Annotated in this window: 15 protein-coding genes and 1 pseudogene; 8 read left to right on the plus strand and 8 right to left on the minus strand. The window is 38.5% G+C overall.

The window, feature by feature from the left end:
* Positions 1-5: 5 nt before the first annotated feature.
* The 3 genes from IPM92_14710 (at position 6) to IPM92_14720 (ending at position 2286) form a co-directional block, all read left to right on the plus strand.
* Positions 6-452, plus strand: coding sequence for a hypothetical protein (locus IPM92_14710; GenBank protein MBK9109581.1), 447 nt, complete (start codon positions 6-8; stop codon positions 450-452).
* A 310-nt stretch (positions 453-762) separates the two neighbouring features.
* Positions 763-1170 carry a hypothetical protein gene (locus tag IPM92_14715; GenBank protein MBK9109582.1) on the plus strand — a complete coding sequence of 136 codons (408 nt, stop codon included), beginning with the start codon at positions 763-765 and terminating at the stop codon, positions 1168-1170.
* A 9-nt stretch (positions 1171-1179) separates the two neighbouring features.
* Positions 1180-2286: a PrsW family intramembrane metalloprotease gene (locus tag IPM92_14720; GenBank protein MBK9109583.1), complete on the plus strand. Its 1107-nt coding sequence runs from the start codon at positions 1180-1182 to the stop codon at positions 2284-2286.
* A 233-nt stretch (positions 2287-2519) separates the two neighbouring features.
* On the opposite strand, the gene IPM92_14725 is transcribed toward IPM92_14720, so the two are convergent.
* Both IPM92_14725 and IPM92_14730 read right to left on the minus strand, forming a co-directional pair.
* On the minus strand, positions 2520-4412 hold the full coding sequence (locus tag IPM92_14725; GenBank protein ID MBK9109584.1) for a tetratricopeptide repeat protein: 1893 nt from the start codon (positions 4410-4412) through the stop codon (positions 2520-2522).
* Positions 4413-5153, minus strand: a complete 741-nt coding sequence (locus IPM92_14730) for a response regulator transcription factor (protein MBK9109585.1) — start codon at positions 5151-5153, stop codon at positions 4413-4415.
* Between the two features lie 170 nt (positions 5154-5323).
* Between IPM92_14730 and IPM92_14735 the strand changes: the two genes are divergently transcribed.
* Positions 5324-12001 (plus strand): HYR domain-containing protein, encoded by a 6678-nt coding sequence (locus IPM92_14735; GenBank protein ID MBK9109586.1) that lies wholly within the window; start codon positions 5324-5326, stop codon positions 11999-12001.
* A 168-nt stretch (positions 12002-12169) separates the two neighbouring features.
* On the opposite strand, the gene IPM92_14740 is transcribed toward IPM92_14735, so the two are convergent.
* Positions 12170-15547: a methylmalonyl-CoA mutase family protein gene (locus tag IPM92_14740; protein ID MBK9109587.1), complete on the minus strand. Its 3378-nt coding sequence runs from the start codon at positions 15545-15547 to the stop codon at positions 12170-12172.
* Between the two features lie 159 nt (positions 15548-15706).
* On the opposite strand from IPM92_14740, the gene IPM92_14745 reads away from it, so the two are divergent.
* The 3 genes from IPM92_14745 to IPM92_14755 all read left to right on the plus strand — a co-directional run bounded on the left by IPM92_14745 (position 15707) and on the right by IPM92_14755 (position 19253).
* The gene (locus IPM92_14745; GenBank protein ID MBK9109588.1) at positions 15707-16405 is read left to right on the plus strand and encodes a hypothetical protein; all 699 of its coding nucleotides are present in this window, start codon (positions 15707-15709) and stop codon (positions 16403-16405) included.
* A gap of 213 nt (positions 16406-16618) precedes the next feature.
* Positions 16619-17086, plus strand: coding sequence for a T9SS type A sorting domain-containing protein (locus tag IPM92_14750; GenBank protein MBK9109589.1), 468 nt, complete (start codon positions 16619-16621; stop codon positions 17084-17086).
* Between the two features lie 103 nt (positions 17087-17189).
* Positions 17190-19253 (plus strand): hypothetical protein, encoded by a 2064-nt coding sequence (locus IPM92_14755; GenBank protein MBK9109590.1) that lies wholly within the window; start codon positions 17190-17192, stop codon positions 19251-19253.
* Positions 19254-19291: 38 nt separating this feature from the next.
* On the opposite strand, the gene IPM92_14760 is transcribed toward IPM92_14755, so the two are convergent.
* On the minus strand, positions 19292-19756 hold the full coding sequence (locus IPM92_14760; GenBank protein MBK9109591.1) for a hypothetical protein: 465 nt from the start codon (positions 19754-19756) through the stop codon (positions 19292-19294).
* A gap of 42 nt (positions 19757-19798) precedes the next feature.
* On the opposite strand from IPM92_14760, the gene IPM92_14765 reads away from it, so the two are divergent.
* Positions 19799-20068 carry a T9SS type A sorting domain-containing protein gene (locus IPM92_14765; GenBank protein MBK9109592.1) on the plus strand — a complete coding sequence of 90 codons (270 nt, stop codon included), beginning with the start codon at positions 19799-19801 and terminating at the stop codon, positions 20066-20068.
* Between the two features lie 99 nt (positions 20069-20167).
* On the opposite strand, the gene IPM92_14770 is transcribed toward IPM92_14765, so the two are convergent.
* From IPM92_14770 to uvrB, 4 genes and pseudogenes are all read right to left on the minus strand, one after another.
* Positions 20168-21421, minus strand: coding sequence for a cystathionine gamma-synthase family protein (locus tag IPM92_14770; protein MBK9109593.1), 1254 nt, complete (start codon positions 21419-21421; stop codon positions 20168-20170).
* 465 nt (positions 21422-21886) lie between these two features.
* Positions 21887-22669, minus strand: a complete 783-nt coding sequence (locus IPM92_14775; protein ID MBK9109594.1) for an undecaprenyl-diphosphate phosphatase — start codon at positions 22667-22669, stop codon at positions 21887-21889.
* A gap of 40 nt (positions 22670-22709) precedes the next feature.
* The gene (locus IPM92_14780; GenBank protein ID MBK9109595.1) at positions 22710-23627 is read right to left on the minus strand and encodes an MBL fold metallo-hydrolase; all 918 of its coding nucleotides are present in this window, start codon (positions 23625-23627) and stop codon (positions 22710-22712) included.
* 1 nt (position 23628) lies between these two features.
* A pseudogene (uvrB, locus tag IPM92_14785) lies at positions 23629-25655 on the minus strand (excinuclease ABC subunit UvrB).
* Positions 25656-25680 lie beyond the last annotated feature (25 nt).

A 25680-nucleotide genomic window follows, 5' to 3' on the forward strand; every position in this document is an offset into this window, starting at 1 on the left:
ATTGCATGAAAAGCAGAACTTCCTGGAATGTAAAAATGGACAAACCCGCTTTGCCCGAAATAAAAACCGGTCCGGTTGAATGGAACGAAAGGTTTGGAGGAAATAAAATGGTCATTCCAACACCACGCCTGATCGAAAAAATAATATTCGAAATTCCGACAAGCAAAACTCTAAAACTGACACAGTTGCGGGAACATATCGCTGAAGAATGCAAAGCCGATTATGCCTGTCCACTGACCACTGGAATTTTTTTGCGAATTGTAGCAGAATATGCCGAAGAATTAAAAAAAGAGGGCGAACTGAAAATTCCACCTTACTGGAGAATTATTCGAGATGATGGGAGCCTTTTTGAAAAATTTCCAGGAGGAATAGAATCGCAAATGGAAAAATTAATAAAAGAGGGGCATCAGTTTAAAACCAGCCAAAGGGGTAAAGTGAAAATGGTTTCTTAAGTTGATGGTTGTTGGATGTTAGTTGATGGTTGTTGGTTGCTGGATGTTAGTCGTTAGGTTGTCATGGCATGAAGAAATCTTTTATCAACCTTAATTTGATGGTGCCGGGATTTGTTAGTTGATGATTGGTGTTGACCAAAGATTACTTGGAAAACAAACACGGTTCCCATTTAAACAATTTGGTGATCATAAGAAGCCGATCCACGCAGCTTGTTATGCTTAAGAAGAAGGTTTATTTATTAAAATACTATTCGTTTTTCTAAAATTCTGCCCCCGGATCTTTACCTTTAATTTCTAAATCGTTTGAATCGTGTTAAATAAATCTACGTATTATCTGTTTATCTTCCTGATGTTTCTGTCATGTAAGGCACCTAAGACGGGATTGTATGAAACTGTTGCAAATGATGTTGCTAAAATTCAACTCGTTCTCTTAAAAAATAAAAAATTCGAATTACATTTTAAAGACCTCGAAGAAAAACCAGAGAAAAAATATGTATTCAAAGGAAAGTGGTCGGAACAAAAAGATAAAATACGACTTCAATTCAAATTGGATAAAAATAATCTTCCCGACCTCTATGCACTCTTCGATCCCAATTTAACAGAATTTAAATCCATCCGGATTCTCGATAAGGAAAACGTTGAATTCAAGAAAACTGATAAAACTATTTATATATGGGGTATTTCTTGTCCAAAAATCCATATCCAAAAAAATAAATAATTTGATTCTATGATTAAAATTCATTGTCCAAAATGCAATTCAAAATTGGAATTAGAAGATGATTCTTCCGGCAAACAACGTTTTTGTTCTGTCTGCGGGCAAACTTTACAAATTCCGATTATTGAAGAATCCCAAATTATTAGTGAATACACAGATCAACAGGACTCCATTCAATCCCTGAATGAATCTTTCCAAAATATCATTGAAAAGAGTTCTAAACAAGCACAAACCTTACTCAAAGATTTACAACAAATACCATTAAAACAGGAAATTATCCCGATTGATCAAACAAATATTCATTTGCTTCTAAAGGATTTTATCTTCTGGGCAGTTAGTTTTTTAGGCATTATTCCTTTACTCATCATTACGGTTAATCATGTTTCTACTCAACTTACTATGTTTGCATTATTTTTTGCATTTGTTTGGGGTGTTATTTTTAAAAAATTTATAATAAAGGACCATACATCCAATCGACTTCCAATAGCCTCTTTGTTTTTTACGGGCATCATTGGTATCTGGTTATTGTTATTTGTTTATCGCTTTTTGCCAAATTTCTATCTCGATGCAGCAGACAATCCCAATTTGCTAATATCACTGATTGGATATGTACTCCAAGTAGGCATCTGTGAAGAACTTATAAAATCCATTCCTATTTTTGTTGCCTTAAGATGGTTCCGTAAAGATCTCAATGAGTTATCCCTGATCACCATCGGTGTTTTTAGTGGATTGGGTTTTGCAGCATTCGAAAATTTACATTATGGCGATAATGCCATTGGGAATACCTATGCCAAGACCCTTGACTATGGGGTTAGTGGTTTGGTATCAGGAGTTCAAAATGCGATGGTATTGGTAATGTTGCGTTCTTTGTCCTTGGTCTTTTGTCATGCTGTCTTTTCAGGCATTGTGGCTTATTTTATAAGTATTGCTAACATTCGCGGTACTCAACAATCTGCACTGATTTTTATAGGTTTTGCTACAGCTGCTATCTTACATGGAGTCTATGACTGGCTTGCAGGTATTCAACCTACACTCGCAGCGCTATTAGCTGGTTTTTCATTTGCGCTATTTTACGGTTATTTGATGAAATTAAAAAATACAAACCGGGCAGTTGGCTAATCCTGCAGTGTATCATATTCACATCCAACTCAGTGGTCTCTACAGATATTAATCATGTATTTCTAGTTGGCCCAAAACAAAGAAATAAATTTCTTGCATTTACCATTGAGCTTTCGGAAATAAATTTGCGAAAGATTTGCTTTTGTACTCATTTCTTGCTTCAGAATTAATGACATTTTTAATTCTGGATCCCATATAAATATTTAATGATTCCAACACAATTTCATTTATATTCAGACAAATGATGCCAATTCTATTGTAAATGTACTTCCTTCCCCTTCCTTACTTTCAATCTGGAGTGTACCATTCAATTTACGGAGAAGTTCTGAAATTAAAAAAATACCGAGGCCGCTACCTTTTTCGCCGTGTGTTCCCTTTGAGCTTTTGCTGGCATAACTTTTAACTCTTTCTATTTGATCTAAAGACATACCAAGCCCAAAATCCTGAACACTTATATATATTTTCTGATCTACATTTTTTGAAGTAATTAATATTTCCTGATGTTCCCTGCTAAACTTAATTGCATTGGTAATGAGATTTCGCAAAGCGATAGAAAGAATATCCACATCTGCAGGAACCATTTGTTCCTGAATACGGCTTTTGATTTGAATTTTCTTTTGAGCAGCTTGCAAATGCAATGAAGATATGACATCATCCACACATTCTTTTAAATCAACCGGCACGATATTTACCTCAGTATTTTTTAACTGCATATTAGCCCAGGCCAGGAGATTATCAAGCAGTTCACCTGTTTGAGTGACCGCCTGCATTGTTTGATTTTTAAAAAGCAATTTTTTATCTGCAGTGAGGGATTCATTATCAGATAGCAATAAGTATGATCTCAATGTGATGATCGGATTGCGGAGGTCATGGCTGATAATGGAAAATAAACGATCCTTCAAACTGTTCAATTCGTCAAGTGCAGATTTTTGATACGTGATTAAATCGCGTTGCTCCTCAACTATTCTTTTCTTGCGCTCAATTTTAATATAAGCGTATATCATTACAGTTAACAACAGAAATCCGGCTATCGCAATAAAAATAAATAAATTTCGCGCAGTCCGTTGTTTAGCTACCTCAGCTTCTTTACGATACAATTCTTTATTTTTCTTTTCCAGCAAATAATCTGATTCGAGTTCCGTTAGTTTGTATTTATTGTCTGCTGTAAAAATGCTATCTTTTAATCCAAAATGCTTTTTAAGATAATAACTGTGATTTTTCCAATCACCGATTTTTTCGAACATATCTGACATGTTCAGATAATTTTCCATTTCTATCAATCTGCTATTGCTTTCAAAACAATAGCGCAAACTCTCATGAAAGGCCTCTTTGGCCTTTTCAATTTGGCCAGCCTGCGCATAAATAGATCCAAAATTATTGTACACAGTTGCAAATGAATGGCTACTGGACTTCATTTTTATAAATACATGCAATGCACTGTCTGTATAATACAAAGCTTGCTCATTATCACCTAATTTCTTGTACATTAATCCCAAATTAACCAAAGTGGTCGGAATCAAATAGCTATCATTTGACAGCACGGCTATATTATGTGCCTTTTTTAGAAAAATGATAGCCGAATCATACTTGGATTGTTTGTAAAATATAATACCCACTTCTGAAAGATAAGTTAACCATTCAAAAGTGTCTTGAGTGATTTCAATCAATCGTTCGGCCTTACTAAAGTAATCTCTTGACTTGTCTAATTTATTGTAATCTGCATAAAGTGTGGCCACAGCTATATAAGCATTTGTAAGCCTTCTTTTATGCCCTAATTCTTCATAAATTCTGACGGCCTGCAGATAATTTTCTAATGCATGATCAAAATCACCTTTTATAATATAACAATATGCAATAGAATAATGATTTGCAGCCTCGTTGGTTTTTAATTTCAGAGCGCTGGCTATTTGACGAGCCCTTTCAAAATAGTCTATAGCCTTGCTGGCATTATTATTCATATAGTAATCCCCAATCTCCCGATGAATAAACATCTGTCCGGAATCGATCAGCTCCTCATTCACCATCCTCAACAAACTATCCAAGGTTTCATGAGATTGGGAAATGTTTTTATTCTCAAAGCAAAGAATAAAAATAACAATGAAGTAAAGCAATCTTATTTGCATCATTTAAATAAATCTCTTTATAGCAGAATTTCCAATAATAGCCTGAACAACTTCCTCTGAATACGATTTCCCAATAGGGAGTCTTAGTTTATCAATGTAAACCATTGCGTTTTCAACAGCTGTGATTTTGGATCTGTTGATAATGTGGCTTCGTGAAATTCTTATAAAATAATGTCCGGGCAATTGTTGTTCCAATGTTTTTAATCCGACCAATGCTATTTTTTTGGACCCATTGCTTAAAAAAATACTTACAAAATCAGCCATGGATTCTATATAGAGAACCTCTTGAAATAAAATCTTAACATATGCACTTTTCTCCCGGATAAAAAAACTGTCCTCATTATGCGCTGGAATCTGATCGGCCATTTCATCTTGCTTGCGCATTTCATACAACATTCTGACTTTGTCAACAGCTTTGATTAATCGCTCAGGTGAAAAGGGTTTGACTAAAAAATCAATTGCATCAACCTCAAAGGCGTCTGCCGCAAATTGAGGATAACTGCTAATAAAAATAGTGAGCGGGGTTTTATTTAAACTTCTGAGCAACTGAAGACCGGTCAAACCGGGCATCTCAACGTCCAGGATCATCATATCCGGTTGTTGCATCAAGATCATTTCACGGGCAGAAATTGCATTATCAGAGGTTCCAAGCAATTCCAAGCCTGGAATCATGCTTAAATATTGCAAGGTCAACTCCCTGAAAACCAGATCGTCATCAACTAAAATATACTTCAATTCGGTCATAAGGCTGATGCATAAATTTAAACAATAATTTACTTCGAATTTCTAAATCTACTCCAAACCATCATTCTTCGACTTTTACAGGGCTTCTAAATACTCCATTCTTTTCCAAAAATCCTAGGCCATAGGTTTGTTTTATGAAATTCATCAATTCACATCTAAAATCAGCCGCCGTGAAAAAGTCACAGTTTCTTTTAAGCATTGTTTCTGGAAAGCTAGAATTAAGGACAATTCATTTATTGCCCATTTTTAACATCTTGCTTTTAATTTCGCTAATTTCAAGTAATTGCCTGGCTGCGATTCGTTATGTCAAACCTATAGCAACCGGATCTGAAGACGGGAGTAGTTGGGCCAATGCTTCAAATGACATACAAGCTATGATCAATGCTTCCTCAGCCGGAGATGAGATTTGGGTTGCCGCCGGTACTTATTATCCCTTATATGAACCAGATGGAACTACAAATGCACCACGCGATTTTACATTCTATCTAAAAAATGGTGTCAAAGTATATGGATCATTTGCCGGCACAGAAACCAATCTGTCAGAAAGGAATTTGAGCTTACAGATTTCTATTCTGGATGGCGATATAGGCACTCTTGGTGACGTCTCGGACAATGCCTATCATGTCGTGCTATCCGTTTCTGATAATAATACCACTTTGCTGGATGGATTTGTCATCAGGAATGGTAGAGCGAATACTGCTACCAATCTTACCGTAGAATCAAAATCAACAGCAAGATCTGAAGGTGGTGGGATATACAACGCATTTTCAAATACAATTTACCAAAACATAGCTCTCGTAAATAATTTCAGCAGTGATGATGGTGGAGGACTCTATAATAACAATTCTTCTCCAAAGCTTATCAATGCCATTATCTACAACAACGATACCAATGACGAAGGCGGTGGAGTGTTTAATGAATCCAATTCCTATCCTGAATTTATCAATTGCACATTTGTAGAAAACGACTGCGCAAGAAGCGGAGGAGCCATTTTCGGCGTATTCAATAATGATCCTACAAAGTCAACAGTTGTTCGCAATTGCATATTTAGAGATAATCGAATCAACGGAGTTAAAACTACTAAGTTTGCTGATTTGGGAGCATTCGCTTCCTTTTTTTCTGTTGAAAATACAGATTTGCAATTTGCCTTCAATAATACCAATTATGAAACAGCGGAATTTTTAAACGATATTTCTGCTGCCAATAATTTTTTCAATTATGATCCCGCATTTCAAAATATAGCCGATCCGGATGGTGCAGATGATCAGTGGTTTAGCACAGATGATGGTTTGATCCTAAAATCCTGCAGCCAATTATTAAATGCCGGTGAGAATACTTTCAATAATTTAAGCAAAGATATTCAGAGCAACATTCGCATTTTCGAATCTACGATAGATTTGGGTCCTTACGAAATTCAGGAAACTGCAGATCCTGTCCTCATCACCAGTGTTGCTTTAGACACGATATGCAGCAATGTTTCCCAAAAATATGCAATAAGCTGTTCTCATGTCAGTGCAACTTACAGTTGGTCAAGGGCTCTAGTGACAGGAATCAGCAATGCTGCTGTTTCGAATCAAACCAGTGATACAATAAAGGAAAAATTGATCAATACCACATCAAATCAGGTCAATGCTGTTTATAAAATAAATGCAACAGCTAATACATGTAAAGGGCCAACATTTACCAGAACATTAACCGTTGATCCGAATCCAAATGCAAGCATACTAAATGTCAGTATGGATTCTGCATTTGTTAATAAACCATATCTGGACACCTTAAAGCAAACTGGAATGACAACGCCTAAATGGTCGGTTGTTTTGGACAGCTTCCCCCAAGGATTAATTTTAAATAGTACAAATGGAATCATTAATGGAACACCAACTCAGGTTGGTAATTATAATTTACCTGTGACCATCCAACAAGCCAGTTGTTCTGTATCCAAAACGATCCCAATGAAAGTATTTGAAACCATAACAGTTATAGAACTAAACAATATCAATATAGGTAATAAAAACGCTAGTGATACGAGCTTCTGGAGGTCAGTTGGCCTGTCTACCAATATTGATGAGGATGGTTTGCCGGATTCAACCGATCAAATAAAAATCATGGGTACTTCATCCGGTCAAATCACTTTAGATAAAAATTTAACCATACAATCGTTAGTTATTGATAGTGTTGCAGATGTTACAATAAAATTAGGAAACAAGATTTTATCAATCATTGGAGGCGAACTCAAAGCCTTGAAAGAAGGATCCTTAAAAGCAGATAGTGCGACACTTAAGTTTTACAGAAATGCAATTATTAATATCAAGGATATCATAGGTACCTTAGAAATGGAAACCGATGATACCGGTAAAATAATACTCTACAATCATCTCATCGTCAAAACGCTGTTGAAAATTAAAAAAATGAATAACCTGGAGGGAGGAAAAGAAATTCAGCTGGAAGGAGATGCCGAATTAAATAATCCCCCAATGCGTGGAGATGGCAAAGTAAAAATGCAAGGTAGCCAGGATCAAAAAATAAAAGGGGATGGATCCGTTCATCATTTAGTTGTTGATAAACCTAGCGGAAAGATTGACCTGGAAAATAATTTGCGAATCAAAAATGCAGATCCCAACGAAAAAGCACAACTCAAAGGAAATAATACGCCCATTAGAAGTAAAAACGGTAGTGCTGTTTTACTGGAAGATGAAAAAGAAGTTGAAGTCGATTATCAGGGAAAAATTGATCGCGTCGAAGCCAAGACTCCTAAACTCATGATGAAACAGGATTTAAATGTAGATTCTTTGTTGGTGCTCCACGCTGAACTTCTCGAAATGGATGCGCCTGCAGGTACCAAACTCAATAACAAGGGCAATATGGTGGTCAATACGCAAAATCTGAAAGGGCCTGCTTTTGTCGTTATGCTTGGCGATAGTCTGCAAATTATTTCAGGTCCGGGTGCACTTCATAAATTGGAAGTCAACAAACCAGAAGGTTCCTATATGCGCCTCGACGATTATCTGCGTATCAAAAATGCTGATCCCAACGAAAAAGCACAACTCAAAGGAAATAATACGCCCATTAGAAGTAAAAATGGAAGTGCGGTTTCACTGGAAGACGAAAAAGAAGTTGAAGTCGATTATCAGGGAAAAATTGATCGCGTCGAAGCCAAGACTCCTAAACTCATGATGAAACAAGATTTGAATGTGGATTCTTTGTTGGTACTCCATGCTGAGCTTCTTGAAATGGATGCCCCGCCCGGTACCAAACTCAACAACAAAGGAAATTTGGTGGTCAATACTCAAAATCTGAAAGGCCCTGCTTTTGTAGTTATGAAAGGCGATAGTCTGCAAATTATTTCCGGTCCCGGTGCCCTTCACAAATTGGAAATCAACAAGCCCGAAGGTTCCTATATGCGGCTCGATGATTACCTGCGAATCAAAAATGCTGATCCCAACGAAAAAGCACAACTCAAAGGAAATAATACGCCTATTAAATCAGAAAACGGTAGTGCGGTCTCACTGGAAGATGAAAAAGAAGTTGAAGTCGATTATCAGGGTAAAATTGATCGCGTCGAAGCCAAGACTCCTAAACTCATGATGAAACAGGATTTAAATGTGGATTCTTTGTTGGTGCTCCACGCTGAACTTCTCGAAATGGATGCCCCGCCCGGTACTAAACTCAACAACAAAGGAAATTTGGTGGTCAATACTCAAAATCTGAAAGGCCCTGCATTTGTAGTTATGAAAGGCGATAGTCTGCAAATTATTTCCGGTCCCGGTGCACTTCATAAATTGGAAGTCAACAAGCCCGAAGGTTCCTATATGCGGCTCGATGATTACTTGCGAATCAAAAATGCTGATCCCAACGAAAAAGCAGAACTCAAAGGAAATAATACCCCCATCAAATCAGAAAACGGTAGTGCGGTTTCACTGGAAGATGAAAAAGAAGTCAGCGTTGATTATGGAGGAGACATAGATAAAATACAAATTACAACTCCCAAATTAAGCATTAAGCAAGATTTACATATTGAAAAAGATCTAACCTACGCTGGAGATACTATCGAATTAAAAGGCCCGGAGAAGTCGATAAAAGTAAAGGGAGATTATCATAGCGATGCCCATATAAAAGGCGATTCCAAAACGGAAATTACCGGAAACCAAAAATCGCAGATTACAAGCAATGCTATGAAAAATCAGGGTTATTTAAAAATAAATAAATCGGATACAGCCAAAACAGAATTAATGACCGATCTTCTGGCAGATACACTTGCTGTGGAATCAGGAATTTTGGACCTCGGTTCTTATCAAGGAGATCCACAAATGCAAAGAAAAGTAACGGCCAATACTACTGTGCGAGGAAATGGAAAAATGGCAGGATCCGGAAAAGCTAAGAAACCGGATCCATCACCAAATGTACCACCGCCACCAAGTTGTGGGAAGGGTTATATATACAATACTAAAACCAAAGCCTGTGATCCGGAAATTGGAACTAATGCACCTCCTAATAATTCACCAGGAATTGAAACATGTGCAGCTCTAAAGTCAACAGATAAAATTGCTTATGAACAATGCCGAAAAAAATATGGAGTAGCTCCGGGTAATAGTCCCGGCCAAATTGAATTTGATTATCCTGTGGCGTTCAAGAATACAAATCTCGATTTTGAATTAACAGATATGGATGCCGGATCCGGCTACGACCAGGTCCGCATTAATGGTCAGATCACCATCGATACCGGAGTTAGTGTTACATTGATTGGAGCAAACATCAATTGTTATGAATTTATCATTTTGCAAAACAACAGCACAGATTCTATTAAAGGCAGGTTTTTAGACTTGCCGAATTCAGGTGATACGATATCATTTAATGGGTTCACATATGCCATCAATTATAAAGGTGGCGACGGCAATGATATTTCATTTAGATTACAGGACACCGTAAATCCCGTCATAAGTTGTCCTCCACCGATTGTAAAATATACAACTTCAAATCAATGCTTTTACCAAGCTCAAAATACGGAGTTTGACTATATTTCAAGCAGCGACAATTGTGCAGTGACCACCATTGAATTTTCATTTAGCGGTGCAAGTTCAGGCACCGGTCTGACAAGTTTGCGGGATACCGTTTTTAATGTTGGTGAAACAACCATCCAATGGATTGCAAAAGATGCATTTCAAAATTCATCTTTTTGTCAGTTTACACTCACCGTTCAGGATACGTTTAAACCTCAGGCCTATTGCAACAATTTTGATATATATTTGAATTCAGCCGGTTCATTTGAACTTGATGCTGAAAATATTAATAATAATTCATCTGACGTTTGTGGAATGTTGTCCTTCAATTTAAACAAGTCTGGTTTCAGCTGTGAAGATGTCGGAAGCGAAACTATAATACTAACGGTTACGGATTTACATTCCAACTCATCGACCTGCAGCGCTACAGTGAGTATATATGATACGGTTAAACCACAAGCCATCTGTAATAATGCTGCTGTTTATTTAAATAGTCAGGGAACCGTTGACATCACACCTGCTCAGCTTAACCATAGTTCTTCAGATGCCTGTGGCCTTGATGATTTGGATTTAAGCATTGATCAACTATTCTGTCATCATACGGGAGTTGTAGAAGTCGTTTTATACGTTACCGACCATAACGGGAACTCATCGAGTTGTGTAGGATTGGTTACTGTATTGGATACCTTATTACCCATCATTACGTGCCCGCAAAACCAAATTCGAAACACATTTATAGGTATGTGTACCTATACGGCCAATGGATCAGAATTTTACGCTACTTTCCAGGACAATTGCAGTAAAAAATCAGAATCTTGTATATTGACAGGCGCAAACACAGGAACGCAATCCGGAAGTTTGGCTGGAAAAATATGCAGCAAAGGAATTACAACAGTTTTGTGGACAGTGACCGCAAGCAATAATCAGTCGGGTACATGCTCCTTTACCATCAACATCCAGGATCTAGAAAAACCAAGTATCAATTGCCCTTCAGATATCACCGTTACTACACCAAATGGACTATGCAAAATTGACAAAGCTTTGGTAAATTTAGCCAACCCAACAGCTTCCGATAATTGTGGAATTAGCGGCGCAATAACCAACAATGCACCCAATCAATTTGATCTTGGAGTGCAAACTGTAAAATGGACAGCAAAAGATTCCAGCAACAATAAAAGCAATTGTAATCAAAAAGTTACAGTCCTGGCCTATAGTTGCGGAGCACCCGTTAATGTATTTGTTAAAGACACAACAGAAACATCTGCAAAGATAAAATGGAGCGCAGGGACTCCTTGCAATACAGAATATCAGTTGCGCATTCGTCACGAAGTAAGTACAGGTGTTTGGTCAAGCTGGTCAAGTTGGGTGACCGGTAATGGAAATTCGAAAGAATACCATTACACAGCTTTGCCCTCTGGCAAATTGCACCATTACCAAATCCGTTCTAAATGTGGTTCTGCGACAACATCAGCAATTATTGATGGTTGGTTCTCTACAAAGTCAAATAATTCACTCCGAAAATCTGACAAAAACATGAATGAATCATTAAACGTTTCAGATGCATACGGGATTCAGAAAATAGAAACCCATGCTTCAGTTCATACTTTAATGATTTCACCCAATCCGGCTACAGAATTTATCCAAGTTAAAATCAGCGGATTCGAATTCGTAAGCAAATCATTATTACTTGCAGATCTATTTGGCAGGAAAGTTCTTGAAATCAAATTGGATCCAAGAGAAAATGAAATGTATATAGATGTTCCGCTCTTACATCTCCGAAATGGAATTTACATACTTCAAATTTCAGACGGAAAGACAAAAATTACTCAACGCTTGGAAATTTTAAAATAAAAATTGCATCTACATTTTATAAGCCCGGAAACATCTTCCGGGCTTTTTTTATGCCATCAGAAAATATACCATTCATCATGTTGTATGAAAATTAAACTAACATATATTAGTTATCATCCCCAATCTATCATCCATCATCTATACTCCATAATCAATAATCCATCCACTTTACATATTCCGTCTGTATTTTCCTCCGACAGCATACAGCGCCGTGGTGATTTGACCGAGCGAACAAGTCTTCACCGCTTCCATCAATGATTCAAACATATTGGAATTATGCAAGGCTGCTTCCTGTAATTTTTGTAAGCTGGTCAGAGACTTATTATCATTTGCTTGTTTAAGTTCATTTAATGAAGTAATCTGATCATCCTTTTCAGACTCTGTAGCCCGGATGACTTCTCGTGGAAGTACCGTTGGTGATCCATCTTTTGATAAGAATGTATTAACTCCAATAATCGGGTATTCGCCCGTATGTTTGAGGGTTTCGTAATACAAACTTTCTTCCTGGATTTTGCTGCGCTGGTACATGGTCTCCATGGCCCCTAATACGCCACCTCTTTCTGTGATGCGATCAAATTCTGCCAACACTGCTTCCTCCACAAGGTCCGTGAGCTCTTCAATGATGAATGAACCTTGTAAGGGATTTTCATTTTTAGCCAATCCTAGTTCATTGTTGATGATCAACTGAATGGCCATGGCTCTTCGCACGGATTCTTCAGTAGGCGTGGTGATTGCCTCATCATAAGCATTTGTATGTAATGAATTGCAATTGTCATAAATAGCGTAAAGCGCTTGAAGCGTAGTGCGAATGTCGTTGAATGAAATCTCCTGTGCATGCAATGATCTCCCCGATGTTTGTATATGGTACTTCAACATTTGGCTTCGCTCGTTCGCACCATATTTATATTTCATAGCTTTAGACCATATACGACGCGCAACGCGTCCAATAACGGCATACTCAGGATCTACCCCATTCGAAAAAAAGAAAGAAAGATTGGGTGCAAAATCATCGATATGCATCCCTCTGGATAAATAATACTCTACAAAAGTGAATCCATTGGAAAGGGTAAAAGCCAATTGCGAAATGGGATTTGCCCCCGCTTCTGCAATGTGATAACCGCTGATAGAAACAGAATAAAAATTGCGAACTTTATTTTGAATGAAATATTCCTGAACATCGCCCATGAGTTTGAGCGAAAATTCTGTTGAAAAAATACAAGTGTTTTGTGCCTGATCTTCTTTGAGGATATCTGCCTGTACAGTACCTCTTACCGAACTCAATGCTTTTGCTTTGAGTTTTTCATAAATTTCTTTTTCCAGAACATCTTCTCCTGTAATTCCCAATAACATCAATCCCAATCCATTGTTGCCCGGTGGTAATTCCCCCAGATAGCTGGGCCTTTTGATTCCTTTTTGATCGTATTTGATCTTCAATTGCTCTTCTACCCTGGATTCTAATGTATGCTCATGAATATATAGTTCACATTGCTGGTCGATGGCTGCATTCATAAAAAATGCACATATGGTCGCTGCCGGACCATTAATGGTCATACTCACGGATGTTTTTGGATCGCACAAATCAAATCCACTGTATAGTTTCTTGGCATCATCGAGACTGCAAATGCTGACACCGCTGTTTCCAACTTTTCCATATATATCTGGACGATGATCGGGATCTTCTCCGTATAGGGTAACCGAATCAAAGGCTGTACTAAGTCTATTGGCAGGCATATCCAAGCTCAAATAGTGAAATCTTCTGTTGGTGCGTTCTGGTCCGCCTTCACCTGCAAACATTCTCGTCGGATCTTCTTCCTGCCTTTTAAAAGGATAGACTCCTGCAGTATAGGGGAACTCACCAGGAACATTTTCCTGATGCACCCAATGCAAAATGTCGCCCCAATCCTTATATTTCGGAAGCACAACTCTGGGTATTTTCGAATGTGATAGCGATTTAGTAAATGTTGGAACACTGATGTCTTTGTTTCTTACTTTATAAATATAAACATCCTGCTTGTAAGCATTTTTTTTGTCTTCCCATTTCTCTAAAATAATCTTGCAAGTTCCTTCTAAATGCAATTCACTTTCCTTGATTTGTTGCTCGACAGATTCAAAATTCGCATTTGCATTTTGCAATAATTGTTTTGCTGTATGCAAGGAGTAAAGTTCGCTGGCGGTTTGCGCTTGCTTATCTACCCATTTATCGTAGTTGCGGTTGTTATCCGAGATTTCACTTAAATAGCGGGTTTTTGAAGGAGGTATGATATAAATTTTTTCTGATTCTCCGACTGGCAATTTTAAATTTGATTCCCATAACACAGCAGTTTTTTCGGAAATTAGCGAGACCAGTTTTTTATATAAAAGATTGGTTCCCGGATCATTGAATTGAGATGCAATTGTTCCGAAAACAGGCATCTCATCCGGTGACTTATCAAATGCTTTGTGGTTGCGTTGAAATTGTTTGCGCACATCGCGAAGCGCATCCATGGCGCCACGTTTATCAAATTTATTGATGGAAACAATGTCGGCAAAATCCAACATGTCTATTTTCTCCAACTGCGTTGCAGCTCCATATTCAGGTGTCATGACATAAAGTGAAACATCGCTGAAATCGACGATCTCCGTATCGCTTTGCCCGATACCGGAAGTTTCCAGGATAATCAGATCAAAAGCAGACGCTTTTAATAACTTCAATGCATTTTGAATATGTGGAGACAAAGCAAGATTACTCTGTCTTGTAGCCAGTGATCTCATAAAAACCCGTCCGCCGTGAAATTCAGGATGAATGGCATTCATGCGTATGCGGTCGCCCAGCAAGGCGCCACCGGTTTTTCGTTTAGAAGGATCAACAGATAAAATTGCAATGCGTTTATCTCCGAAATCAAGTATAAATCTGCGAACCAGCTCATCCACCAAACTCGATTTTCCTGCACCACCTGTGCCGGTTATTCCGAGAACGGGAATCTTTTGGCTTAATGGAGTATTATCCATTTCCTTGACCAGCTGTGTGGCTTTTTCTGCATCATTTTCAATAACCGAAATCAATCGGGCAATGGCAGGTATGTCGCCTTTGAATGAGGCTTTCATTTCGCCATTCAAAGAGGAATACGTCAAGAAATCACATTGCCTGATCAAATCATTGATCATGCCCTGTAGTCCAAGTTTTCTTCCATCGTCCGGGCTGTAAATACGAGATATGCCATAAGCATGCAGATCTTCAATTTCTGAGGGCAGGATTGTTCCTCCGCCGCCTCCAAAAATCTTTATATGACCACATCCCTTCTCTTTGAGTAAATCATAGATGTATTTAAAAAACTCATTATGCCCACCCTGATAAGAAGTAATTGCTATACCTTGTACATCTTCCTGTATGGCAGCCTCCACGATTTCAAGTGCCGAGCGGTTATGCCCCAGATGGATGATTTCGACGCCACTGCTTTGCATAATGCGTCGCATGATGTTGATGGCCGCATCATGCCCGTCAAATAGAGAGGCTGCAGTCAGAATGCGAATTTTATGCGTGGATTGATAGGTGACTTCAGAAATCATAAATACTGTATTAGGCGTCAAATTTAAGGCTTAAAATGCAAGTCAAGGGCCTTATTAAACAATGATAAAAGTCAATAAATCGTCTTTTAATAGATCTAAAAATGGAAGAAATGTTGACAAAAAGTAAATTTTTGGTAATTTTCCCGTAGAATTCAGATCATGAATCAAAGAGCTGCTCTTCTTTTATTGCGTTTTAACAAATCTTGGGTCAAATGGACTTTGGTGGTTTTATGCTATTTTGGGCTCCAATCCTCAACAATCCACTCGAAACAATGGCTTGTCATTTATGCAAAAGAAGGATTTTTTAATGGCTTGATGCGCCAATCGTTCGGGCATATTTATGTAGGAATGATCCAGGAAGATCCTAAAAATCCCGGCGATTTGCTTGCAGGTTTTTGGGGGTATTATCCCCGCAATGGAATTCGCAAAGAAGGCGTATGGGGATATATGGATGGCAGTATTCGCAACGATTGGGGTGCAGACTACCAACATAGTTTCGCAGTTCAAGTCAATGACTCGGAATTTATGAAATGCCTGCAATTAATACAACAATGGGATCAGATGCCCTATTCGCTGAGAGCACGCAATTGCATTGATTTTATCAGACAAATCGTAAAATCAATGACTTCCTTAAAAGATCCGGATGGATTTTATTTACTCCCAAACGCATACATCGAAGCACTAAGAGACCAAAACAGAAAAATTGAATTTACTTCAGATTTCTCTTCGTATAAAAAAGTAGTTCAGGTCACACATTATGATGGCAGACTGGCCAAAAAGTTTTTCGTGCTAACCAAGTGGAAGGCTTTTATGATGAAGCATATGCGGTTGGGGAAAAGGGTAAAGAGTAAAGGCTAAAGGCAAAAGGCTAAAGGCTAAAGAAATGAAGCTATAAGCTATAAAGCTGAATGTAGAATTTGAATTCTATGTTAAACTGCGGAAATCAGCAGGAAACAATCCCTGCAGCATATTAAAATACCCTATCCCTCCTACTGACACTGCAAACAGAAATCACTTCTCTCGTTGAGGACGGTCACCCATTTCAAACAAATACTGTAATAGTATTGGCATATGAAAAAGACTATTCAACTGATTTTGATTGGCTTGCTTGTCCAGTCAGATTTACAATCGCAAAATGCCCTAGATGCGAGTGGTGGGTTTATAAAAAATACCGCCTACTCAGCATCTTATGCCATTGGTGAAGTTCAAACCATTACTTTAAAAAGCGGCACTCCCGCACAGTTTGCGACCTCCGGTGTGATCCAACCTGACCCTGTGGTCATTACGCTCACAGAAGATCCGCTAAAAAGGTCTTTCAAATTATATCCCAACCCGGTAGCGGATGTTCTCAAAATCGAATATGAAGAAAGCTCCAACATATCCTTTAAAATTTATAACCTCCAGGGTTGGGTATTGTCCGCTGGCATTGTAGAACATCGCGAGTTGAATCTGGCAACCTTTGCGCCGGGGGTGTATATGATTGAATTGAATGGAAAATCAACGGGTCCGCCACAGCTGTACTTGATCACTAAAAATTAATACTACTAACAAACGTTCGTTAGTTTTTTTTTCCATAATAAAAAAAATAGATCATCTTTATGAAATCGTCATTAAAAATTTAATTTATTTATTTTTCGCATGTTTGAGTCTCGGCACTTTTGCGCAGGTTCCGCAAGGACTCAATTTTCAAACCATCGTAAGGGATCAATCCGGAAAACCCCACGCGACAAAAAATGTGAATTTTCGGTTTTCCGTTTTACAAGGCGGAACTGGCGGACAAGTCGTTTATAGCGAAGAACACCGGGCAGTCAGCAATGAATTCGGTCTGGTCAATTTATTACTTGGATATGGATTTCCATTATCGGGAAGATTCGACCAGATCAACTGGAGTGCCGGAAGTTTTTTTCTCAAAACGGAGATCGATCCAAATGGTGGTATCAACTATGAACTTTCAGGCGTGTCACCATTTCTTAGCGTACCTTATGCATTGTATGCAGGTCAAACGAAACTCGAAGCCGGACCGGGCATTCAGATTGATGGAAATAAAATCAATAATACCGGTGATCCGGATCCATCTGATGATCTTAAAATAGGTTCTAATGTCGGAGGTGATTTGTCAGGCGCTCTTCCAAATCCCAAAGTTGCGGGTTTGCAAAACAGAGCTGTTTTGGATATTCAACCCAACATAAATCAGGCACTGGTTTGGAATGGGTCACAATGGATTCCGGCAAACATTGATAACGATCCTGGCAATGACTTATTAATAAACAGTGCTGCAGGAGGCGATCTGGGAGGAAGCTACCCAAATCCAACAGTTCAAAAACTCAATGGTTTTCCATTGGCAAGTACGAATCCGGATTCAGGTGATGTCCTCGTGTTTTCACAAGGTGAATGGAAACATATGCCTGTAACATCGAGCCCCGGTAGTTCTCACTGGAGAAAATCAGGAACAGAATTAATTGTCGATGATCCTGCAATACAAACTGTTCAGCTGAACAATTCGATTTTGAATACACGAAAAGAATTACGTGCAACGGAGGGCATGGATACAAGTTACATGAAACCCAAAAACCTGTATGTTACTTCCGGTACCGGTGCCACAAAATCTCAGGTCTTTTTAGGTGCTGATCGTGTACAAATGTTTGGAAGTGGTATGGATCTCGGTGGACTCAAATCCGAATATAGTTTGGGAGGTATTCCTTATGCCTATCTTGAAATACTTAATAACGATGGGGCTTCCAGGACCATAGGCAGTTATGTAGGTTCAGGTGTCTTTGGAATTACCATGTTTAATCCGGACAGAGGTTCTAAGCTGTTTGGAGATGCATTTGAAATCTACCGCAAATCAAAAGACAGCCCGGTTGAATATTCTGGTATCGAAATAAGAGACAGCGGTTTGTATTTTTATCAGGGAAATAAGGACATCCTTTATATGGAAAGCACTCCTCAATGGGGTGGCGAGTTATTTACATATGACAAAGCAGGAAAAGGTAGAATAGCTTTTTCTGAATTGATCAGTGATCAGACGCAACCTTATGTTGGATTATTTTCTACCAAAACCAATCGTGAAGTGGTTGCCTTCAACGGTTATAATTCTGTCGGTGAATTGACTTTATACAATTCAAATACAGACGAATGGATTTTGTATGCAGGATATTCTTCTTTGGGAACTGCATTCCCCTATATAGGCATTAGCGACGGATTTGGTGAAGATGTTGCGGGATTTACTTTGAACAACATGGGTGATGGAGTCATGTTTGCAGATTTGAAATTTTTCAGGATGGATGATCCTGAAGTTGCACAACAGGAGATTTGGTATGCCTGTGTAGAAGGTCCGGAAGCAGCGGCTTATGAAAGGGGCACAGGTAGTTTGGTGAATGGAGAAGCTTACATAAAATTTTCAGATCACTTCAGGAAAGTCATCAATCCACAATCATTGACGGTGCAATTGACTTCCCTTTCAGCTTCTACTTACGGTCTTGCTGTTATCGAAAAAAATGTCGATGGGTTCAAAGTCAAAGAATTGCAAAACGGAGATGGTAACTTTAGTTTTGACTGGGAAATAAAAGGAGTCAGACAAGGATACGAAGACTATCAGGTGTACCGCAAAAAAGAAACACTGAGATCTCAGGTCAAAGCATTAGGAGTTAAACCTCCAAATAATGCTTCAAACTCCTTTCGGAATACCAGGAACCGAAATAAATAATCCTAAAACATGTTTAAGATGATGGGGAGTATCGCTTTTCAAAAACGATACTTCCCAACTTTAAAAGCATTCTCCAAATAAGAAGGCAATGCAGCCGAGCCATACCACTTCAACAATATGGGCTCGAGTAATCCTGCTTTAATTGCAGGATCTGTATCCATTAAAATTTTAGCCTCTTCAAGATCGGTCATATCTAGTATGAATATTCCGCGGTAAAGTTCATTTTTAGCCAGCGGACCCGCAACGATCATTTTTCTTTCATCTACCAATTTTCCAATATTTGACATATGTCCCGCAAACAATTCTGAAACTTTAGCTTTATCTTGAATTTGAGCAGTACCCGTTTTCAGCAAGACGAGGATATAATTTTTCATACCATAATCATCGGCGCCGTATTTTTTAGCTAAAATGGAATCGTATTTTTCGTTTAGCGATTGGGAAATACCCAAGCATGAAAAAAATAAACTAACTGCGGCAAGTTGGAAAATTTTAGATTTCAACATTTTTTCTTGCAAAGTTAGTTTTGAAAGTGGAATAAGGAAAAAATAATTTCATTCAACAGTCATCAGAATTTTATCAAAATAGAAATATTTCCCAACCCCGCCAAAGAAAACTTTGTCATCAATGTATTAGATTATAATGCGGAAAAAATGCATCTGGAACTTTTTAATCTCACCGGCAAAAGGATCCTGATACAAAGATTGTTTGAAGGGAGTAATGGCATTGAACTTGGGTCCGTTTCAAGCGGTGTATTTGTCGTTAAAATATTTGAACAGGGTAGACTTGTGAAAAGCGAAAAATTGATAAGATTATGAACAGTTGAGTAAACATTCGTGTAGCCGATAGCCATTCGCTTTAAATTATTGAATGAACTAACAATTGTTTATGTATTCAGATGTCGCAATTTGATTTAACTACACCTTATCCAAAGCCTGTTCAAGATCATAAATAATATCCCTATAATGCTCCACTCCAATTGAAAGCCTGATCATTTTTTCAGTGATCCCCAGTTGTATTTTCTCATCAGGTGCTACATCTGCGTGGGTCATCGTGGCCGGATGTTCTGCAAGACTTTCTGTACTTCCTAAACTTACAGCGAGCTTAATGAGTCGGAGCGCATTCAGAAAATTAAAAGCATCTTTTTCACCGCCTTTGATGTCAAAAGAAATCATCGCGCCATTACTCAGACATTGTCTTTGTTTGATTTCATACAAGGCGCCATGAATGGGTTTGATGTTTCCTAAGAAATAAACTTTTTCAACTTTCGGATGTGTGTTCAGATAGTCCGCCACCTGATCTGCATTGGCTGCCTGAAGATCCATTCTTGCTTTGAGTGTTTCCAGACTTCGCAATAAGAGCCATCCGGTCCAAGGTCCGGCCATATTGCCTAAAAAGGTTCGCAACACTTTTACGCGGGTCATGAGTTCTTTTGAACCCAGGCATGCCCCCGCTATCACATCACTGTGTCCGCCAATATACTTGGTTGCTGAATACAGCACAAAGTCTGCTCCATGCTTTAATGGATGTTGCCAGATAGGCCCCATATAGGTATTGTCCACCGTCAGATAAATTTCTTTACCATTTTTTGAAAAATGACGGGCAATTTCTTTACAACATCGAATGTCAATTAAATCGTTGGTTGGGTTTGCAGGTGTTTCGATATAAATCATCGCAAGTTTATCTCCATGGCCGCTTTGTTCCACAATTTTCATCGCTTCTTCCTTACATTGGCCAACAGAAAAACTCAACACATGAATTCCAAATTGATTGAGAATTTTGCGAATGAAATGATCCGTACCCCCATAGAGTGGGGTACTAAATAATAATAAATCACCGGGTCTTAGAAATTCCAGTAAAACAGTAGTAATGGCAGACATCCCGCTTTCAAATACCGCACAATCTTCTGCTTCATCCCATAAGCACAATCGATTCTCCAGTATTTCCAAATCGGGATTGTTAATTCTGCTGTAAATTAATCCTGTCTTTTCTCCTTCCCCTCTTTCCCGAAGTCCATATGCGAGTTCGAAAAATGCCTTGCCTTCTTCCGCAGATCTGAAAACAAATGTAGAGGTTTGAAATATAGGACATTTAATGGCACCTTCCGACCATTCGGGTCTGTAGCCATAAGACATCATCAGGCTCTCGGGTTTCATTTTGTGAGTTGGCATTTCTTAAAATTTAAATATTTTTAATCGCCGCCAAGATAAATTACGCTTTAATACATAAATGTGATCCTTATCAGTTCTCCCCATGATTGCGATTAACCATCCTTGGATTTTCTGTACTGCCAGCAATGGAATAAGGTCAGCTTTGAAAGAGCATGCCATTTATACTTTTTTCAAAATTCGGATTATCATAATTTTTACGCTGGATTGATTTCACAAGTAAGCTTTGAAATGTTGTCTTGATCTTCCAATTCCATAGGATGCTCTTGCGTACCTACGGCACGCGAATATGGCATCGTTTTTTTTCTACCAAGATATTGTCCTTACGGGACAAGGGATAAAGAGTCAAGCGTTAGTGGTCAAGGTTCAATTAGAATTCATTGCGGAAAAGCCTTTAGTCTTTTGATTCGTATTGCTTGCCATCAAACTTATAAAATAAGAATTTGCTGCTGGCTCAAAAACCATTCATTACTGAATAACATCAAAATAAATGAGGCCCAAAAAAATGAAGCCTAATATAATGCGGTACCAACCAAAATAAGCAAAACCATATCGACTCACAAACATGATCATAAATTTTACAGCAATCCAGGCTGAAAAAAAAGCGACGACCATACCTATCGATAATAATTTGATCTCCTCAGATGTAAATATCATTTGTGTCTTGATTAAATCGTAGGTGGTTGCGGCAAGCATGGTAGGAACCGCCAGAAGAAAAGAAAATTCCGTGGCCTGCTTTTTATCAAATCCATTAAAGAGTCCACCTACAATAGTTGCTCCTGCCCGCGATACTCCGGGTATTACAGAAATGCCCTGTATCACACCAATCCAAAATGCATTAATTTCCGGAATTTTTTCGAGCTGATTTATTTTAGAAATTCTGCCTTCAATAAACCGATCCAACCATATAAAAAAGCAACCCCCTAATATCAGCATGATCGACACAACAGTGGTGCTGAATAAATAAGTCTTTATGATATCGTAGGCAAGAAATCCAATTACCGCGGTAGGTACAAATGCAATGACGAGTTTTTTATAGAGTTCAAAATTGAGAAAAAATCTTCGGGCATACATCCATGTTATGGCGAGGATCGCCCCTAATTGTATAGATATTTCAAATGTTTTTAAAAATTCCGTGTTCTCCAAACCCATACACGCTGATGCAAGGATCATATGTCCTGTTGAAGAGATCGGTAAAAATTCTGTCAAGCCTTCAACGATCGCAATAATAATGGCCTCAAAAATACTCATCGATTTTCCTAAATTGATTGACAAATAAATTAACTTAAGTTCAATACCATTGGCCCTGAATGGTTATATGGAATCCCAATGATTTAATATGATTTTGTAAATCTGTTGACCACAGTAGCGGATTTGTATGATTAAAATGGATAAACTTAATTTTCTCTTTATGCTTTGCTTCTTCTTTTTCAAATAATTTTACCGTTTCAACAACAAGTGGATGAGGTATTTCCTCCAAACTTCTGTTTGTCAATTCCCCTTCATGATAGAATGTAGCATCTATAAATGCAACATCTGATTTTTTAATTTCCTCTACAATTCCCATTTCCCATTTTTCCCATTTATCGATATCAGGAATAAATAAATAATCTCTCGAACCACATTTTATTCTAAACCCAGCCGTTTCAGAATACTCATCGCGATGCGGAACCAAAAACGGTGTGATACTATTGTCTTGGCTTACTAATTTTTCTTCGCCTGCATTTAAGCTGACGATTTGAATATTTTCCAATTTTACAAGTTGACTCCAAGGACCATTTTGCTCTAAAAATGCCTTCATCTTAGGCAAGACATAAACCGGCATTTTAGAACTATTTAAAACTTCACGACCCAATTGCATCAATCCGGAATAATGGCCAATATGCGCATGTGTTATAAATATACCCTGTGGCATGTATGGGAATTGTCCTTGCGTCAATTCCTGAAACAAATGTATTTGCCTGGCAATATCCGGCGTAGCTTCAATCAACCACCATTCATTTGTTTTCCAGTCGACTATTGCAAGAGAAACAATATACTGTTTTAAAGAATCCGAATTCCAGGCATTATTGCAACAGGCCTTTCTGCAAGCCATGTGTGGGTAACCTCCATCCTGACTGATGCCTAGCACGAGAACTGAAGATTTCGGATCTTGTGCACCGACTATAACAGATAAGTATAAAAATAAAATTCCAAAATATTTTGTCATATCAAAGCAAGACTTCTTTTAATTTTTTCTTCAATGCATTCATTTCATCGCGATGTACAGCAGCTTGTATAAAATCTAAATCTTTGGCAGCTGCTTTCATTTTGCGTTCGGCTTCTTCAATTAATTTTTCAATTTGGGATCTGTTCATAAATGCAATGAGTGGATCTGCCGCCACAGAGGATTCTTCTTTTCAAAATACGCTTTAACATCTTTTCCTCTCATATCCAATATAGAGCTTTTCTGCATGATTTCTTCACGGGTCTTGCTCAAGGTACGTGGTGTTATTCCAAATTCTTCGTTATAAGCTATTTGTTTGCTCCTGCGTCGATTGGTTTCTTCTATGGTACGTTGCATGGATTGGGTAATCTTATCTGCGTAAAAAATAACCAAGCCATTCGCATTTCTGGCGGCCCTGCCTGCGGTTTGCGTCAAGGAACGATCATTTCTTAAAAAGCCTTCTTTATCCGCATCAATGATGGCCACCAATGAAACTTCCGGAAGGTCCAGACCTTCACGCAAAAGATTAACCCCAACCAGCACATCAAACTCCCCAATGCGTAAATCACGTAGTATCTCTACGCGTTCCATGGTTTCAATTTCCGAGTGTATGTATTTGCATAAAATATCCATTCCCTGCAGATATTTGCTGAGTTCTTCAGCCATTCGCTTGGTCAGCGTAGTAACTAACACTCGTTCGTTTTTTTCTTTTCGAAGTCTGATTTCTTCGAGCAAATCGTCAATTTGGTGCAATGAAGGTCTGACCTCAATAGGCGGATCCAACAATCCAGTAGGCCGTACAACCTGTTCGACAAATTCACCTTCAGTTTGGGACAATTCGTAATCTCCGGGAGTGGCACTCACATACACCACCTGATTGATTTGTTGTTCAAATTCTTCAAAATTAAGGGGTCTGTTATCTAAAGCCGATGGCAGTCTGAATCCAAATTGAACGAGATTTTGTTTTCTCGCGCGGTCACCACCCCACATCCCTCTGATTTGCGGAAGGGTTACATGCGATTCATCAATAATGAGCAAATAATCTTCAGGAAAATAATCCAATAAACAAAAAGGTCTTGTGCCCGGAATTCTGCCATCAAAAAATCTGGAATAATTTTCAATACCACTACAATAGCCCAATTCGCGGATCATCTCCAGATCAAATTGTGTGCGCTCTACGATCCGCTTTGATTCCAAATACTTCCGTTCGCTGTCAAAATATTTCCGTTGTGCTTCTAATTCATCTTCAATAGAGCGAATGATGTTTTTCAATCGGTCTTTGGGGGCCACATATAAATTCGCCGGAAAAATGGCAGCAAAATCCATGCTAATGATGCGCTTTCCGCTTGTAAGTTCAATCTGATCTATGTTTTCGATTTCATCCCCGAAAAAATGGATGCGATATCCATAATCTGCATAGGGCAAATAGATATCCACGGTATCGCCTTTAACCCTAAATTCACCCCGGTTCAAACTGGTTTCCGTTCGGTTGTAGAGAATATCCACTAATTTGTATAAAAAAGCATTCCGCGGCATGACTTGCCCTTTTTCTAACCTGATAATTCCCGTTTTATAATCTTCAGGATTCCCCATACCGAATATGCAGGACACGGTGGCTACCAGGATAATATCTCTCCGGCCTGAAAGCAATGAAGAGGTAGCCTTTAATCGCAGCCGGTCCACTTCCTCATTGATCTGCAAATCTTTTTCAATGTAGGTATCAGATACAGATATGTAGGCTTCAGGTTGGTAATAATCGTAATAAGACACAAAATATTCGACGGCATTGTCCGGAAAAAATTCCCTGAATTCTCCGTACAATTGCGCAGTTAAAGTCTTGTTATGCGTCATTATCAAGGTCGGTTTTTCGACCTGTGCAATGACATTGGCCATGGTAAAGGTCTTTCCCGATCCGGTCACTCCTAACAAAACTTGTGAACGATCATGGTTCCTGATACCATCAACCAACTGTTTTATGGCTTGTGGCTGATCGCCGGTGGCCTGATAAGGTGAACTTAAGTGAAACGACATAAAATACAAAAATAAGCAGACTCCT

The sequence above is a fragment of the Saprospiraceae bacterium genome (assembly GCA_016719615.1).
Taxonomy (GTDB): domain Bacteria; phylum Bacteroidota; class Bacteroidia; order Chitinophagales; family Saprospiraceae; genus Vicinibacter.